The following is a 16,894-nucleotide window of genomic DNA, read 5'->3' on the forward strand; positions in this document are numbered from 1 at the left end:
GCCCCGGCCGGGCGGGCGGCGGCGGGCTCGGGGCCGGCGGTCCCCAGGACCTCCCGCCAGTACGCCCGGTCGGCGGGCCGGTCGGCGTCCGGGTCCGGGTCCGGGGTGGAAACGGAGGTGCCGGTGGAGGCCGGGGCCGTCGCGACATCCGCGGCGTCCTCGGCGTACAGCTCGCCGGCCCGGCGGACGAGCGCGGCCAGCCCGGCGTCGTCGTCGACCAGCCGGTGGTGGCGCTGGAACCAGCTGAGCCCGCCGTCGGATCGGCGGATCAGCACATGGCGCAGCAGCGGCCCGCCGAGCAGGTCGAGCGGGCGGACGAGCTCGGCGGCGAGCCAGCCGTCCAGTTCCTCCGGGTCGAGGTCGATCACCGCGACGGCGGGCGGCTGGGCCGGGTCGGCCGGGCGGAGCAGGCCGGGGCCGCCCCCGGCGGCGGCGCGGTAGCCGGTGTGCAGGTCCGGGCGTTCGGCCAGGGCCCGGGCCACGGCGCGGCGCAGCCGGTCCAGCCCGACCGGGCCCTCGAAGCGGACCAGGCGCGCCACGCAGTCGGCGGGAAGGAGCGGGGTGTCCCGCAGGACGGCACGCCGGGCGGCGTCGAGCGGGGTGGCGGTGGAGCTGCTCACAGGGCCCTCACGGTGTCGTCGTCGGGGTGCGGGGTCACGGTCTCGGGCGCGTCGCCGTGGTCGGCGTGGTCGGCGTGGTCCGCACCGTCGGCCTGGTCCGCGTAGTCGGCGTAGTCGGCCGCCACGTCGTGGACCGGGCGATCGGGCTCGGCGAGCAGGCCGCGCAGCAGCTCGCGCAGGCCGGTGGCGAAGCCGGTCGCGGTCGGCGGGTCGAAGAGTTCGGGGGCGTAGTGCACGGTCAGCGCCGTGGGGACGGCGCCGCTCTCCGCCCGCCACCCCAGGTCGAGTTCGGCCCCGCCCGGGGCGGCGCCGTGACCGACGCCGTGGCCTCCGCCGTCGCCCCGGGAGCGGACCGGGGGCTCGGCTCCGGGGCCGACCGTCCCGTCGGGGGTGGTGCGCCCGAGCAGGTCGGTGAAGGCGGGCTCGTCGGCGAGGTCGGCCCGCAGCAGGGCGCCGCCGGGCAGGCCGACCGCCACCTCGTCCTGGCCGGCGATCCACGAGAGCAGCACCAGCCAGCCGGCCCGCAGCACCCGGTCGGGGTGCGGGCCGAACCGGGCGATGGCGCCGCGCAGCGACTCGTCGACCGGGACGGTGACGCTGCGCTCGGTGTAGTCGGGGCGGCCCGGGCGGGGGCGGTCGGTGGGGACGTCGAGCCGGACGGGCCCGGACAGAGCGGCTGGCAGCGCCGCGTCGGAGGAGGCGGGAACCGGCGCCCCGGCCCACAGCCGGGAGATCGGCAACTCGCCGTCGGCTGAGGCGAGTTCACGGAGCAGCTCCGTGTACTCCTCGACGAACGCGGCCGCCGTCGCCCCCGTGAACAGCTGGGTGCTGAACTCCAGGCAGGCGGTCATGGCGTCGTCGCCGACCCGGTCGGAGGTGATCAGGGTGAGGTCGAACTTGGCGGTGCCCGCCGGCAGGCCGCCGAACAGGTTGCCGGCGCTGTGGCCGATGTCGAAGTACCCGGTCGAGGTGCCCTCGATCTGCTGGATCGGCGGCAGCTCCTGGTGCACGTAGAACACGTCGAACAGCGGGCTCCGGCCCGGATCGCGCTCGTCCGTCAGCGCCTGGACGACCCGGTCGAAGGGGATCTCCTGGTGCTCCAGGGACTCCAGCACCACGGCGCGCACCCGGTGCAGGAAGGCGGTCACCGACGGGGCGCCGGACAGGTCGGCGCGCAGTGCCACGGTGCTGTTGAAGAAGCCGATCAGGCCTTCGAGTTCGGGCCGGTTGCGCCCGGTGGTCGGGATGCCGACGACCAGGTCGTCCTGCTCGCTGCGGCGGGCCAGCAGCAGGTAGAGGCCGGCGAGCAGGACCACGAAGAGGGTGATGGAGCGGTCGGCCGCGAGCCGCCGCAGCTCCCGCATCAGGGCGGCGTCCACGGTGAACACCGCGAGGTCGCCCGCGTGGTCCTTGCGGGCCGGGCGCGGGTGGTCGGTGGGCAGCCGCAGCACCGGCGCGTCCCGCAGGGTCTCGCACCAATAGGCGAGTTCGCCGTCCAGGGCCGAGCCGGCCACCAGTTCGCGCTGCCAGGCCGCGTAGTCGGCGAACTGGACGGGCAGCGGCGCGAGCCGGTGCGGGCGGCCCTCGCGGCGGGCGGCGTACAGCTCGGGCAGCTCGCGTTCGAAGATCCGCGGTGAGGCGCCGTCGTTGACGGCGTGGTGCATGGTCACCTGGAGCACGTGCTGCTCGGGGGCCGTGCGGACCACGAGCACCCGCACCAGGGGGTCGTGGGCGAGGTCGAAGCGGTGCTCGGCGGCCTGCCGGACGAGTTCGCGGGCGGCGGCGAGCGGGTCCGGCTCGGCGCAGACGTCCCGGAGGGTGAAGAAGTCGCCGGGCTCCGGGCTGATGCGCAGCACCGGCTCGTCGTCCTCCTCGGCGAAGTTGGAGCGCAGCACCTCGTGGCGCAGCATCAGGTCGTGCCACATGCCGCGGACGGCGTCGACGTCGAGCGGGCCGCTGATCAGGCTGACCATCGGGAGGTTGTAGAGCGTGGTGTCGGGGTCGAGCTGGTGGTGGAACCAGATCCGGTCCTGGCCGAAGGAGGTGACGGGCGGCGTGTCGCGGGGGGTGATCGGCGGCAGGGCGGGGGCCGCGGGGGCGCCGGCCCGGCGGCGGATGAGGTCGGCGAACGCGCCGACGGCGGGGTGTTCGTAGACGTCGAGCAGCCGGGGGCGGAAGCCGAAGCGGGTCTGGATCCGGTCGGCGAGCTGGAGGGCGATGATCGAGTTGCCGCCGAGTTCGAAGTAGTCGGCCTCCGGGCCGGGCGGCTGCTCGCTGTGCAGGAGTTCTCCGAGGACTTCGGCGAGCCAGCGTTCGGGGTCCTCGGCGGGGCCGGTCCCGGTGCGCTCGACGGCGGGCGCGACGGACGCGACGGACGCGACGGGCACCACGGATGCGACGGGCAGGGCGGGGGCCGCCGGTGCGGGCCGGATCCAGCACGGGGTGGCGGCCAGCGGGTGTCCGGGCAGGCGCAGCCGCCGGGCGGTGCCGGGCTCGGGGCCGAGCGCCGTCCAGTCCAGGTCCAGGCCGCATTCGTACAGCCGGCCGAGCAGCGCGGCAAAGCCTCCGTCGCCGTCACCGGCGGCCGTGACCAGCCGGGCGCCGTCCTGCCCCTCCGGGCCGAACCGCTCGGCGAGCAGCCGGCCGAGGACGCCGCCGGGGCCGGGGTCGAGGAACACCACCGGTCCGGCGGCGGCGAGCCGTTCGGCCGCCGCGACGAGCCGGTCCCGGTCGGGCGGCGCGGCCTCGGCACCGGTGGCGGTGGCGGTGGCGAGTTCGCGGGTGTCCTCGGCGGTGAGGGTGCCGAGCAGGTACCGGGCGGCGTACCGGGAGACGCCGCTGCTCAGCACGGTCTCCACGGGCACGCCGCAGCGCGACAGCTCGCGGTGGAGGGCGAGTTGGCCCGCGAGCAGCCGGGCCGCCGGGCCGGTGGCGGGCAGCGCGTCGGGCAGTTCCGCCGGGCCGGGGGCGTCGGGCGCGGCGTCCGGGGAGAGCAGCAGGCAGACGGCGGGCGGCCTGGTCCGGGCGCCGCGCGGGGCGCCGCCGACCGGCGGCGAGGCGTCGAGCCGGGCCGCCCGTTCGAGCAGGGCCCGGCCGAGCCCGGCGGTGTCGCGGGCCCACACCGCCGCCCGGTGCCCGTAGTGGGTGCGCCCGGAGTTGAGGGTGAGGGCGACGTCGTCGAGGTCGGTGTCGCGGGCGGCCGGGCCGGTCAACGCGGCGCCGAGGTCGGCGCAGAGCCGGGCGAGCGCGGTGCGGCTGCGCGCGGAGACGCCGACGAGCCGGGGGGTGCCCGACCGGTCGCCGCGCGGCGGCACGGGCGGCCGCTGGACCACGCAGTGGGCGTTGATGCCGCCGAGGCTGTACGAGCTGACGCCGGCGATCCGCTCCTCGCCCTCCCAGGGGCGCAGCGCGGTGACCACCTCGACGGGTTCGAGGGCGGCCTCGTCGACGGGCCGGCGGAAGTGCAGGGACGGGTACAGCTCGCCGTGGCCGACCGCGAGGACGGCCTTGACCAGGCCGGCGATCCCGGCCGCGTGGTCGAGGTGGCCGACGTTGGTCTTCACCGAGCCGATCGGCAGCCGCCGGCCCCGCGCCCCGAACCCGCGCGGCCCGAACACCTGGGCCAGGCCCTCCAGTTCGACGGCGTCGCCGAGCCGGGTGCCGGAGCCGTGCGCCTCCAGGTAGCCGGCCAGGGCGGGGTCGAGCCCGGCGGCGCGCCAGGCCGCGCCGATCACCGCCGCGTGCGCGGGTGCGCTCGGGGTGCTGATGGTGGCGGCCGCCCGGCCGTTGTGCCGGACGGCGCTGCCGCGGATCACCGCGTGGACGGGCGTGCCGTCGGCGCGGGCCCGGCCGAGGGTGGTGAGCAGCAGGACGGCGCCGCCCTCGCCGCTGGCGGTGCCGTCGGCGTCGGCGTCGAAGGCCCGGCAGCGGCCGCTCGGGGAGACGAGTTCGGTCATGCCCTCGGTCTGCCGGGCGGGCAGGCCGCCGGGGCGCAGGCTGAATCCGCCGGCGAGCGCGTACTCGGCCTCGCCGTCGCGCAGTTCGCGGCAGGCCTGGTGGACGGCGACGAGCGAGCCGTTGCAGCCGGTGTCGACGGCGTAGCAGGGGCCTTCGAAGCCGAGCACGTGAGCGATCCGGGCGGGCAGCGCGAAGGGCACGTTGCCGAGGGCGCTGAGCGGGCCGGGCTCGGTGGCGGCGCCGAGGTAGCCGGAGGCGGCGGCGCTGAGCACCACGGCGACCTGGCGTCCGCGCAGGGCGCTCGCGGCGTGGCCGGCGTCCTCGACAGCCTGGTGGGCGAGGACCAGCGCGATCCGCTGCTGGGGGTCCATCAGGGCGGCCTCGCGCCGGGAGAGGCCGAAGAAGGCGTGGTCGAAGGTGTGGACGTCGGCGAGGTGGCCCATCGGCAGGTAGCCCGCGTCCGGGTCGAGCCCGGTGGCAGCGGCCCGGGCGGCGGGCATGCCCCCGACGGAGTCCCGGCCGGCGGCGAGGTTGGCCCGGAAGGCCGCCAGGTCGTCGGCGTCGGGGAAGCGGGCGCCGATGCCGACGACGGCGATGTCGGTGTCGGCGGGGGCCGTCGCTGGGGTCCTGGTCACTGCTGCTCTCTCCCGTTCGTCAGACTTCGTACGCGGCGTCGGGCCGGGCGCCGCCCGTGGGCGCTCCGGCCGCCGGGGCGACGGGCTCCGGGGTGGCGGCCTCCGGGGCGACGGCCTCCGGGGCGACGGCCGCTGCCTGCTCGGCGACGGTGCGCAGGTCGAAGAGCCGGCCGACGCGGACGGCGCCGGGCCAGCGGCCTTCGAGGCGCAGGTGGAGTTCGACGATCCGGTGCGAGTTGCCGCCGACGGCGAAGAAGTCGTCGTCCGGTCCGAAGTCGCCGTGCCCGAGGACCTCGGTCCAGTAGCGCGTCACGAGCTGCGGGGCCCCGTCCGCCTCGGCGGGCTCGTCACGTCCGCCGGGCTCGCCGGGGTCTTCGGCGAGCAGGGCGCGCAGCGCCTGGAGGTCGGTCTTGCCGGACGGCGCGAGCGGGAAGCCGGCCACCCGGACGAAGCGCTCCGGCCGGGCCTGGCCGCCGAGCAGGGCGGTGCAGTGCGCCAGCAGTTCGGCGGTGTCCGGCGCGGGGGCGGCGGGGTCGGCGGGGAGCCAGCACGCGGCCAGCGCGGTGGCGCCGTCGGGGCCGGTCACGGCGAGGACGGCGGCCTGCCGGACGGCGGGGTGGCGCTCCAGCGCCGCTTCGACGGCCTCGCGTTCGACCCGGACGCCGCGCACCTTGAGCTGCCCGTCAGCCCGGCCGCGGAACACCAGCGCCCCGGTGGGGTCGGCGGAGGCGAGGTCCCCGGTGCGGTACATCCGGGCGCCGGGGGTGGTGGCGAAGGGGTCGGGGAGGAAGCGCAGCGCGGTGTCGGCCGGGCGGCCGGCGTAGCCCTCGGCGACCTGCGGCCCGGCCACGTACAGCTCGCCGGTTCGCCCGGGCCCGACCGGGGCGAGCCGCTCGTCCAGCAGGTGGATCCGGTTGCCCGGGGTGGACCGCCCGATCGGGACGGGGTCGAGCGGCGCGGGCGTGACCGGCTGGGCGAGCACGGTGACGGTGGTCTCGGTGGCGCCGTACTCGTTGACCAGCCGGGTGCCGGGCAGGACGGCCCGGTGCCGCTCGGCCTGCGCGGCCGACAGCGCCTCCCCGCCGACGATCCACTGCCGCAGGTGGACGTCGGCGCCGGCCAGGTGGGGCAGCACCAGCAGGTGGAACGAGGGCGGGCCGACCGCCACCTCGACCCGGTGGCGGCGGATCAGCGCGGCGGCGGCCTCCGGGTCGGGCAGGGCCCGTTCGTCGGGCAGCACCGCCGTGCCGCCGCCGCAGAGCGTGTGGAACAGCATCAGCAGCGGCGCGTCCCAGGAGAGCCGGGAGGCGGTGAAGGTGGTCGCGGCGGGGTCCTCGGCGCGGGAGGCGACCAGGTGGGCGAGCGCGCCGCGGGAGACCAGGACGGCCTTGGGCTCCCCGGTGGTCCCGGAGGTGGTGACGGCGTAGGCCGGTGCGGTCGGGGGCACCACGGCGTCCGACCGGCCGGCGGCCACGGCCGGAGCAGGGGCCGGTCCGCTCTCGACCACCGCCGTGACGGGCTGCCCGCAGCCGGCCGTCAGCTCCCGCACGGCGGCGGGCGGGGTGGCCGGGTCGCCGTCGTCGTACACCAGGACGGCGCAGCCGCTGTCGCGCAGCAGGGCGCGCACCATCGCGGCGGGGCGATCGGGTTCCAGGACGCACCAGGCGGCGCCCAGCCGCAGCGCGGCCAGCATGCCGACGACGGTGCGCACGCCCTGGCGGCGGTGGATCAGGACGAGCCGGCCGGGGGCGACCCCGACGGCGGCCAGTCGATCGGCCAACGCCTTGGTTTCGATGTCGAGTTGACGATACGTCAGGCTCTGCTCGCCGACCGCCACGGCGGTCCGGTCGGGCAGCGCGCGGAACCGTTCCCGGATCAGGTCGAGCACGTCGGTGGCCGGACGGCCGGCGGTCACGGGCGGGTCCCGTAGGCGTGGAAGCCCAGCCCGGTCTTGCGGCCGAAGTGTCCGCGCCGCACCAGGTCGAGCAGCAGGTCGCAGGGCCGGAACCGTTCGTCGCCGGTGGTCTCCAGCAGGACGTCGAGGGTGTCGACGATGGTGTCGAGCCCGATCAGGTCCGCCGTGCGCAGCGGGCCCATGGCGTGGCCGAAGCACTCCTGGAAGATCAGGTCGACGGTCTCCGCGTCGGCCACGCCCTCCTGCACCCGGGCGGCCGCGTCGTTGACCATCGGCATCAGCACCCGGTTGGAGACGAAGCCCGGCGAGTCGCGGACGACGTGGGCGCGGCGGCCGACCCCGGCGAGCAGGGCGAGGGTGGTCTCCAGCGTCCGGGCGGTGGTGGCCGGGCCCCGCACCACCTCGACCGTCTCCTTGAGGTACGCGGGGTTCATGAAGTGCGTGGCGAGCACCCGGTCGGCCCGGTCGGTGTAGGAGGCGAGCCGCTCGACCGGGATCGCCGAGGTGCAGGAGGCGAACACCGCGGCGGGGGCGCAGACCCGGTCGAGCTCCCGGAGCACCTGCTCCTTGACGGCCAGCCGCTCGGAGGCGCACTCCACCACGAAGCCGGCCGCCGCCAGCCGCCCGAACTCGTCCGTCCAGTCGACCAGTTCGACGGTCTCCGCCGCCGATGGGCGGGCCTCGCCAGGGGCCCCGGCACCAGCCTCACCGGGGGCCGGGCGGCGGCCGAGCAGCCGCGCGGCGCGCAGGCCGTCCCGCAGCCGGCCGGGGCCGGCGTCGAGGGCGGCCCGCTGCCGGTCGACCACCACCACGGGGTGCCCGGCCGCGGCGAAGACCTGGGCGACGGCGGTGCCCATCGTGCCGGCGCCGACGATCCCGACCGGGATCCGGTCGGTGCGGGCCGCCCGGGCCTCGCCTGCCTCGCGGTTCTGGGTGTCTTGCGGGTGCACGGTGTCCTTCCTGGTCACGACGGATTGCGGCCCGGTCACGGCCGGTTCCGGGCCTCGGGGGCCTCAAGGGCGACAGGGGCCTCGGGCGCCTCGGGGGCCTCGGGGGTGATCAGCCGCAGGTGGCCCGGCGGCGAGGGCGGCGGAGCGGCGGGCGGGTAACCGAGCAGCAGCCGCCCCTCCCCCTCCCGGCCCACCACGGTGAACCCGGCGAACCGGAGGTTCACCAGCATCACCCGGTTGACGTCGGTGGGCACGAACTCGGCCAGCGGGCGGCGCCCTTCGGCGAGCGCCGCGCGCACGACGTGCCCGATCAGCGCCGGCCCGATGCCCCGGGACATCACCCGGCAGGACAGCAGGAGCAGCCGCAGCACCTCGGCCGGCCCGGCCGGGCCGTCGCCCTCCCGGTGCCCGGTCCGCTCGCTCAGCGCGAGGCCGATGGTGCCGTAGTCGCCGAACCGGTCGGTCAGTTCGGCGACCAGCACCCGGTGGTCGGGCGAGTCGCACAGGGCGCGCAGCTCCGTCAGGCCGTAGGTCCGGCCGGTGGTGTTGAGCTGGTGGGTGCGGACGGTGAGCTCGTGGGCGCGGGCGAGGTCGTCCGGACCGGCTTGACGGATCGTCAACTCCAGTCCCAGGGAGGCGAGGAACTCCTCGGGGGTGCCCTGGTGATCCTCCCGGGCCTGGGTGCGGAGCGCCTCGCCGCGGTAGCGCAGCCGGCGTTCGCGGGCGTCGGCGGTGACGAACTCGGGCCGGAACTCCGGCAGTTCGGCCAGCGCGGCGACCTGCTCGGCCGGGTAGCAGCGCACCACGGGGTGGGCGGCGGCCACCTCGGCGCGCTCGACCGGGTCGTTGTCGACGAAGGCCACGGTGTCCAGCCCGATGCCGATGGCCTCGGCGATCCGGCGCACCGCGCCCGACTTGGGCCCCCAGCCGATCTCCAGCACGGTGAACAGCTCGTGCAGCCCGAGCCGTTCCAGGTGTGCGGTGGCGACGGCCCGGTCGCTCCGGCTGGCGACGGCGTGCAGGACGCCGCGCTCGTCCAGCGCCCGCAGGGCGGCGGTCGCGGCGGGGAACGGCGCCGGGTCGTCGCCCTCCAGCACGGTGCCGTCCCAGAGGGTGTCGTCGAGGTCCCAGACCAGGACCTTGACGGTCGGCTCCGCCCTGCTCGGCTCCGCCCTACTCTGCTCCGCCCCGCTCTGCTGCGGCCTGCTCTGCTCCGCCCCACTCCGCTGCGGCCCCGGTTGAGCCCCGGTCATCGGCGCACCCCCTGGCGCAACAGGCGGTCGGCGATGTGCAGTTCGGCGACCTGCGGGCTGCCCTCGATGATCTCCATCACCTTGGCGTCCCGGTAGAACCGGCCGGCCCGGACGCCGGGCTCGCAGCCCGCCGAGCCGAGGATCTGGACGGCCCGGTCGGCGACCGCCTTCGCGGCCCCGGCCGCCGCGTACTTGGCGACCACGGTCTCGGTGGCGGCGCCCAGCGGCGAGCCGGCCCGGGCCTCGGCGGCCCGCTCGGCCAGCGCCCGGGCGGCCGCCGTGTCGACGGCGGAGCGGGCGAGCAGCGAGCGCACCAGCTGGTGCCCGGCCAGCGGCACGCCGCCCTGGACCCGGTGCGCGGCGTGCTCGGCGGCGTCGGCCAGGCAGGCCTCCGCCATGCCGACGCAGCCCCAGGCCACCGTGAACCGGCCGTGGTCCAGCGCCACGGCGGCGGTGTGGGTCAGGCCCAGCCCGGGCGGCGCCACCAGGTTCTCCCGGGGCACCCGCACCCGGTCGAAGGTGAGGTGGGCGATCCGCGCGGCGCGCAGGCCGAGTTGGCCGCTGACGGGCTCGCGGACGATCCCGGGCCGGTCGGCCTCCACCAGGACGGCCGTCGGGCCGGCGTCGGTGCGCCCCAGCACCAGGAACACGTCGGCGCTCTGCCCGAAGGTCACCCAGCGCTTGGCGCCGGTGACGACCAGCCGTTCGCCGTCGTCCTCGATCCGCGTGCCGACCTCGGCGAGCGCGCTGCCGGCCTCCCGTTCGGTGGCGGCGAAGCCGGCGAGGCGTTCGCCGGAGGCCAGTGCGGGCAGCCACCGCGCGCGCTGCTCCTCGCCGCCCCAGCGCAGCAGCGCCGCGGCCGTCATGCCCTGGACGGTGAGCAGCGCGCGCAGGGCGCCGCAGACGCCGCCCAGGTGCGCGACGGCCTCGCCCAGCTGGGCCGGGGTGGCGCCGGCGCCGCCGTGGCGGGCGGGCAGGTCGAGGCCGAGCAGCCCGGCGGCGGCCACCGCGCGGACGGCCTCGTCGGGCAGCGCGCCCTGCTCGTCCCAGCGGGCGGCCTCGTCGCGGACGGCGGCAGCCAGGTCGGCGGCAGCGTCGACCGCCGAAGCCCCCGCAGTGGACGGCCTGGTCTCGCTAGCCGTGGGCGGCACAGCCGGCCCCCGTCTCCTCGCCCGTGCCCAGGCCGGCCCGCTTGCGCTCGACCAGCGCGGCGATCCGCTCGGCGGTGCGGAAGGAGTCCAGGTCGAGGTCGTCCACCTCGATCCGGATGTCGAACCGCTCCTCGACGAAGACCACCAGCTCCAGCGCGAACAGCGAGTCCGCGAGCCCCAGTGCGAAGTAGTCCTCGTCCGGCGCCACCGGCCGGCGCAGTGCGACGGTCAGGAACTCCCGTATCTCGATTGCCGTGTCGGTCACGCGGTGCTCTCCCAGGGTCCGATTTCCACCAGCAGCAGGTTCCAGGCCGCCACCGGGCTGACGTTGACCAGGACGACCCGGTCTCCCTCGGCCAGCCGCCCGTTCGCCAGCGCCGTCCAGAGGTTGAGGAAGACGTCGTTCGGCCCCAGGTGGCCGTACCGGGCCAGGTTCTCCCGGCACTCCGGCAGGAGGTCGACGCCCAGCGACTCCGCCAGGAAGCGCAGTCCGCCCGCCGAGAGGTTCTGGCTGGCGTAGCCGGCGACGTCGGCGCGGTCGAGGCCGTGCCGCTTGAGCAGCCGCTCCAGGAGCGCGGTGAGCCGGTTCCTGGTCTCCACCGCGAGCCGGAAGGAGTAGCCGGGCAGGTCCCGGCACTCCTCCTGCCAGCTCTCCCAGGGGCGGTCCCGGTAGTCCACCCGGAAGAGGTCCCAGTACGCGCCGTTGGTCTCCTGGACCAGGTCGAGCACCCGCACCGGGCCGGTGCGGGCGAGCAGCAGGGCCTGCCCGGCGTCCCCGTTGACGGTGACGGGGTGCCGGTAGCGGCCGGGGGTGGCCGGGGTGGAGGCGTGGGCGACCAGGACGTGCCGGACGTCGGGGTCGGCGGCGAGCAGTCCGCGGGCGGCGAGCAGGGCCGGGCCGAGCGAGACGCAGCCGAGGCCGCCGACGCCGAAGGTGACGGCCCGGTCGGCGCCGAGCCGGGCCTGGAGCCTGGTCGCCTCGGAGCTGAGCAGGGTCTCGGGGGCCCGGGAGTCGACGACGATCAGGGCGTCCAGGTCCTGGGCGGCGAGCCCGGCGCCGGCCAGCGCGCTGCGGGCCGCCCGCTCGGCCAGCCCGGTCGGGCCGAGCTCGCGGTCGACGGCCACGGTGTCGATGCCCAGGCCGGCCAGCGTGGTTCTGCGCTCGCCGTCCAGGCCCGCCAGTTCGGGCAGCTCACCGACCGGCACCCGCTGCTCCGGCAGGTGCCAGGCCGCCTCGCGCACCGCGAGCGGCGCGGGGGCGCCACCCGTCCTCGTCGTCACCATGCCGTGTCCTCGACTCTCCGCTGTCTGTCCGCTGTCCGTCCGGGCGTCCGGCCGTCTCTCGGTGCCGCCCCGGCCGCATTCCGGGCAAAGCCGGGGCGCGGCTCAGGCACTGCGCAGGCAGCCGTCCGCCGCCGACTCGGCGTAGGCCTCCCCCAGTTCCCGCACCGCCTCGGCGACGCCGCTGCGGGGCACCCCGGCGTACCCCACCACCAGGGCCGGCCCGGACTGCCAGGACCGGTGGTGGTACGAGCGGCCGCCGCGCACCAGCACCGAGCGGCGCAGCGCCCGGGCGACCAGCGCCGCCTCGTCCACCCGGTGCGGGAGCTGGACGTAGGCGTGCAGGCCGGCGAAGGCGCCCACGATCCGGGCCCCGGGCAGCCGGCGCCGCACGGCCTCGTGGAAGACCTCGCGGCGGGCCCGCAGCCGTTCGCGCTGGCGCCGCAGGTGCCGGTCGAGTTCGCCGCCGTCCAGCAGTTCGGCGAACGCGTGCTGGGTGAACACGTCGCAGCCGAGGTCCCGTTGGGAGCGGACCTCCTCCAGGCGGCGGCGCAGCCGGGGCGGGGCGACCAGCCAGCCCAGCCGCATCCCGGAGGCCAGCGACTTGCTCGCGGTGCCCGCGTAGAGCACCCGGGAGGGGGACAGCCGTTGCAGCGCGGTGGGCCGGCGGCCGTGGTCCAGCCAGAGGTCGCCGTCGTAGTCGTCCTCGATGATCCAGCCGTCCACGTCCTCCGCCCAGCGGACCAGGGCGGCCCGCCGCTCCGCGCTGAGCACGGCGCCGGTGGGGAACTGGTGGGCGGGGGTGACCAGCACCGCGCGGGCGCCGGTGCGGGCCAGCGCTGCCACGTCGATGCCGTGCTCGTCGACCGGGACGGACGGGCAGTCCAGGCCCGACTCGACGATGAACTGGCGCTGCTGCGGGTGGCACGGGTCCTCGACGGCGAGCGCGCCGAGGCCGGTGCGGGGCAGCGTGGCGCAGACCAGGCCGAGCGTCTGGGCGAACCCGGAGACCACCATGACGTGCTCGGGGGTGGTGTGCACGCCGCGCGCCCGCCCGAGGTAGCGGGCGAGTTCGGCACGCAGCGCCGGGACGCCGGACACCGGCGGGTACCCGAGGTCGCGCGGGCCGAGCCGGCGCGCGGCCCGCTGGTAGGCGGCCAGCCACTCGCGCTGGGGGAAGGCGGAGGCGTCGGCGCCGCCGGCCCGCAGGTCCCAGCGGATCACCGGGGCGGGGCGGGCGTCGCTGAGCAGGGTCGGCATCCGGGTGCCCCGGTCCAGGTGGGTGGCGACCCGGGTGCCCGATCCCCGGGTGGCCTCCAGGTAGCCGCCGGCGACGAGTTGCCCGTAGGCCTCGACGACGACGCTGCGGGACACCCGGAGGTCCTCGGCGAGCTGACGGCTCGACGGCAGCCGGGTGCCGGGGTGCAGCGCCCCCTCGGCGATCTCCCGCTTGATGCCGTCCCGGATCTGGGCGGTCAGCGGGAGCACGTCCTCCCGTGCCACGTCGATCAAGGTGTTCCAGGGCATGTTTGGCTCCTCCCTCCCCCGCCCACGGCGGCCCTGTTGAGCCCTGCGGACCTGTTAAGCCCTGCCCGGCCCGCCGGCCCTAGCGGGCCTCGGACAGACCGGCCCGCTCGGTGTCCAGCAGCGCCCGCAGGCACGCGACCCGGACGGCCCGGCCGACGGCCTCGCCCTCCTCCTGGGCGATGCCGACCCCCCAGTAGGAGTGGGAGTCCACGACGATCTCGAAGGCGGCGGTGACCGCGTTCAGCGGTGCGCCGGCCCGCTCCACGACGAGGCCCTGGATGACGGCGTCGAGCCCGTAGCCGGCCACCGCCTCGGCGGTGGCCCCGCTCCAGCGGGTGTCGCCGGGCTCCGCCGCCAGCGGCTCCGGCTCCGGCAGGCCGGGCACGGTCTCGGTGCCCAGCGCCACGTACCGCTCGACGAAGTGTTCCCACAGCTGGTCGCCGGTGATCTCGCCGCCGATCTCCTCGCAGACCGCCTGCATCTCGGCGGCGAAGTCGATCTGGAGGCGGCGCGGCAGCTCGATGCCGTACTCGGTGCGCAGCAGGTGGGCGATGCCGCCCTTGCCGGACTGGGTGTTGATCCGGATCAGCGCCTGGTAGTCGCGGCCGATGTCGCGCGGGTCGATCGGCAGGTACGGCACGTCCCAGACCTCCTGCCCGGACTCCTCGCGGGCGCGCAGGCCCTTGGCGATGGCGTCCTGGTGGGAGCCGGCGAAGGAGGTGTAGACGAAGTCGCCGGCCCACGGGTGGCGGGCGGGGACGGGCATCTGGTTGCAGCTCTCGACGATGCGGCGGATGCCGTCGATGTCGCTCAGGTCCAGCATCGGGTCGACGCCCTGGGAGAACAGGTTCATGGCCAGGGTGACCAGACAGACGTTGCCGGAGCGCTCGCCGTTGCCGAACAGGGTGCCCTCGACCCGGTCCGCCCCGGCGAGGACGGCGAGTTCGGCGGCCGCGACGCCGCTGCCGCGGTCGTTGTGCGGGTGCACGCTGAGGATGGTGCGCTCGCGGTGGAGCAGGTTGCGGTGGGTGTACTCGATCCGGTCGGCGAACTCCTGCGGCGGGAACACCTCGACGGTGGAGGGCAGGTTGATCCGCAGCGTGTGCGCGGCCCGCGGGGCCCAGAAGTCGAGGACGGCGTTGCAGAGTTCGAGCGCGTAGTCCGGCTCGGTCTGGGTGTAGGACTCCGGCGCGTACTGGAGGTAGATCTCCGTGCCGGGGATCGAGTCCTGGAGTTTGAGGGCCTGTTCGGCCCCGTCGAGCGCCATGGCGGTGGTCTGCCGGCGGTCCTTGCGGAAGACCAGGCGGCGCTGGACCTCCGAGGTCGGGTTGAAGATCTGGAGGACGGCGCGGGGCACGCCCTCCAGGGCCTTGACGGTGCGTTCGATGAAGTCGCCGCGGATCGGCGTCATGACCTGGACGACGACGTCGTCCGGGATCGCGCCGGTGTCGACGAGGTGGCGGAGGAAGGCGTGGTCGTCCTGCGAGGAGGTGGGGAAGCCGACCTCGATCTCCTTGAACCCCATGGCGACCAGCAGGTCGAACATCCGCCGCTTGCGGGTGATGTCCATGGGGTCGGTCAGGGCCTGGTTGCCGTCCCGCAGGTCGACGCTGCACCACAGCGGGGCCTGTTCCGCGCGGCGGCCCGGCCAGCCGCGGTCGGGCAGCCCGACCGCCTGGTACGGCTGGTACTTCCGGACCGGCATCGCGCTGTGGCGCTGGATGCCCTGGTCGCGGGCGGGTGTGCCCTGCGGCGTGTCCGCGTCGGTGGGTTGAGCGGTCATCTCTCCTCCACAACGGTGGTCTGGGCGTCTTGTGGGGACGCTCTGCTAGCTCTGCTAGGCGGGCCAGGAGCTGAACTGTCTCCTCCCGTAGAGCAGCGGCGACGCGTCGCTGAGCTCGGTGATCCGGATGACCTCGCCGAAGACCATCCGCTGGCCGCCGACGGGGACCAGCTGGCTGACCCGGCAGTCGGCCACCGCGTGGGCGTCGTGGACGAGGTGGGGTCCGCCGGCGCCGGGGGGCAGCCGCCAGGTGGTGGCGTCGAACCGGTCCGGGTCGCCGGAGGCGAACAGTTCGGCGGTGCCGCGGCCCTCGGCGTGCAGCAGGTTCACCGCGAACTGGCCACTGCGCAGCACGGCCTTCAGGGTCGGGCTCTCCGCCCGCATGCCGACCAGCAGGGTGGGCGGTTCGACGGTGACGCTGCACAGGGCGGAGCAGGTCATGCCCCAGGGCCGGCCGGCGTCGTCCAGCGAGGTGACGATGGCGACGCCGCTCGGGAAGCCGGACATGAAGGTCCGGAAGTCGGAGGGGGTTGAGGTGACGAGTTCCACGTGATTCACCGCTCGACTGGGTAGGGGACCGGCTCCGCGGTCCGGGGCGCGTCCACGCTCGCCGTGCGCCGGTCGATGACCCACAGCAGCGGGCCGCTGAGCACCGTCGTGAACAGGGCCATCACGACGAGGGCGAGGAAGAGCGCCGGGGTGAGGATCCCGGCCTGGTAACCCGTCTGGAGGACGGCGAGCTCGGTCAGGCCGCGGGCGTTGAGGAACACCGCGATCCGCATGCTCTCCACCGGGGGCCGGCCGGCCGCCCGGGCGCCGTAGTAGCTGCCGACCAGCTTGCCGAAGATCGCGAGCACCACCGACAGGACGACGGCCTGCCAGGAGAACACGCTGAGCGGCGCCGAGGCGAGGCCCATGCCGGTCACCGTGAACAGCAGCGGCAGCACGATCCGGCCCCAGCCGCCGACGGTGTGGGCGGCCCTGGTCCAGGGGCCCGCGCCGTCGTCGCCCGGCAGCGCCAGGGCGACCAGGACGGCGCCGAGCACATCGGTGAGGCCCAGCCGCGAAGTGGTCAGCGCCGCGGCCACGGCCGCGGCGGCGGTCAGCCCGATCGGCACCGCCACCGGGATCCGCTCGGCCCAGGCCCGGGGCCCGGGCAGGGCCCCGGCCCGGCGGATCAGCCAGGCGCCCAGCAGGCCGACGACGAACACCAGGTACGGGGTGATCTTCCCGCCGCCGTGCGCCAGGCCGACCGCGATCGCCAGCAGCGACCAGGTGACGGCGTCGATGGAGACCGCGACCGCCATGCAGAGCCGGCCGATCGCGGTGTTGAGCATGCCGCGGTCGTCCAGGATGCCGGCCAGCACCGGGACGGCGGTGACCGCCAGCGCGATCGCCAGCATCAGGACCAGCACCCCGGCCGGGGCACCGCCGCGCAGCGCCGGGGAGCCGTCGGCCAGCACCCACGCGGCGAACGCGACGCCGCAGCCGAGCGGCAGCAGCAGCGAGCCCACGGCGGTCAGTGCGATGCTGCGCCCGCCCAGCCGGCTGCCGCCGGCCCGGATCTCGTGGACGGCGCCCACCAGGAAGAGCGCGAGGCCGAGGTGGCCCGCCTTCTCCAGGACGGCCCCGCCGTCCATGGTGGCCGGCTTCCAGTGCCACTGGCTCGCCAGCAGCGCCCCGAGCAGGAGGCAGGCCATGATCTCGCCGACGATCTCCGGCTGCCGCAGCAGCTTCGCCAGCCGGCGTCCGAGCAGTGCCACGGGGACGAGCAGAGCGAGCGTCACCGCGGCCGGTACGTACGGAAGACTGTCCATGGTGC

11 protein-coding genes and 1 pseudogene are annotated in these 16,894 nt (G+C 76.2%); all 12 read right to left on the reverse strand.

What is annotated here, in order from left to right:
- Positions 1-620 (reverse strand): annotated as a pseudogene (locus ACFV61_RS06855) (hypothetical protein); the annotation flags it as partial.
- Entirely contained in the window at positions 617-5,212 is a 4,596-nt protein-coding gene (locus ACFV61_RS06860; protein WP_380490482.1) for a condensation domain-containing protein, read from the reverse strand. The pseudogene ACFV61_RS06855 and the gene ACFV61_RS06860, both read right to left, overlap by 4 nt.
- Before the next feature lie 19 nt (positions 5,213-5,231).
- A complete protein-coding gene (locus ACFV61_RS06865; protein ID WP_380490484.1) occupies positions 5,232-7,127 on the reverse strand; it encodes a non-ribosomal peptide synthetase in 1,896 nt (631 codons plus the stop codon).
- On the reverse strand, positions 7,124-8,077 hold the full coding sequence (locus ACFV61_RS06870) for a 3-hydroxyacyl-CoA dehydrogenase family protein (protein ID WP_380338263.1): 954 nt from the start codon (positions 8,075-8,077) through the stop codon (positions 7,124-7,126). Before ACFV61_RS06870 ends, ACFV61_RS06865 begins: the two co-directional genes overlap by 4 nt.
- Positions 8,078-8,112: 35 nt before the next feature.
- Positions 8,113-9,330, reverse strand: coding sequence for an HAD-IIIC family phosphatase (locus ACFV61_RS06875; protein ID WP_380490486.1), 1,218 nt, complete (start codon positions 9,328-9,330; stop codon positions 8,113-8,115).
- On the reverse strand, positions 9,327-10,481 hold the full coding sequence (locus ACFV61_RS06880) for an acyl-CoA dehydrogenase family protein (protein ID WP_380490488.1): 1,155 nt from the start codon (positions 10,479-10,481) through the stop codon (positions 9,327-9,329). Before ACFV61_RS06880 ends, ACFV61_RS06875 begins: the two co-directional genes overlap by 4 nt.
- Positions 10,465-10,746, reverse strand: coding sequence for a phosphopantetheine-binding protein (locus tag ACFV61_RS06885; protein ID WP_079135959.1), 282 nt, complete (start codon positions 10,744-10,746; stop codon positions 10,465-10,467). The genes ACFV61_RS06880 and ACFV61_RS06885 overlap by 17 nt, the downstream gene beginning before the upstream one ends.
- A complete protein-coding gene (locus ACFV61_RS06890) occupies positions 10,743-11,765 on the reverse strand; it encodes a 3-oxoacyl-ACP synthase (RefSeq protein ID WP_380481182.1) in 1,023 nt (340 codons plus the stop codon). The genes ACFV61_RS06885 and ACFV61_RS06890 overlap by 4 nt, the downstream gene beginning before the upstream one ends.
- A 102-nt stretch (positions 11,766-11,867) precedes the next feature.
- Positions 11,868-13,289 (reverse strand): PLP-dependent aminotransferase family protein, encoded by a 1,422-nt coding sequence (locus ACFV61_RS06895; RefSeq protein ID WP_363375465.1) that lies wholly within the window; start codon positions 13,287-13,289, stop codon positions 11,868-11,870.
- 79 nt (positions 13,290-13,368) lie between these two features.
- Positions 13,369-15,072, reverse strand: a complete 1,704-nt coding sequence (locus ACFV61_RS06900) for a 2-isopropylmalate synthase (protein ID WP_244293483.1) — start codon at positions 15,070-15,072, stop codon at positions 13,369-13,371.
- 54 nt (positions 15,073-15,126) lie between these two features.
- Complete coding sequence (locus tag ACFV61_RS06905; protein ID WP_380434202.1) at positions 15,127-15,630, reverse strand: flavin reductase family protein; 504 nt, start codon at positions 15,628-15,630, stop codon at positions 15,127-15,129.
- Positions 15,627-16,889: a cation:proton antiporter gene (locus ACFV61_RS06910; protein ID WP_380481177.1), complete on the reverse strand. Its 1,263-nt coding sequence runs from the start codon at positions 16,887-16,889 to the stop codon at positions 15,627-15,629. Before ACFV61_RS06910 ends, ACFV61_RS06905 begins: the two co-directional genes overlap by 4 nt.
- Positions 16,890-16,894 lie beyond the last annotated feature (5 nt).

Source organism: Kitasatospora sp. NPDC059817, from assembly GCF_042731835.1.
In the GTDB taxonomy this organism is placed as follows: Bacteria; Actinomycetota; Actinomycetes; order Streptomycetales; family Streptomycetaceae; genus Kitasatospora.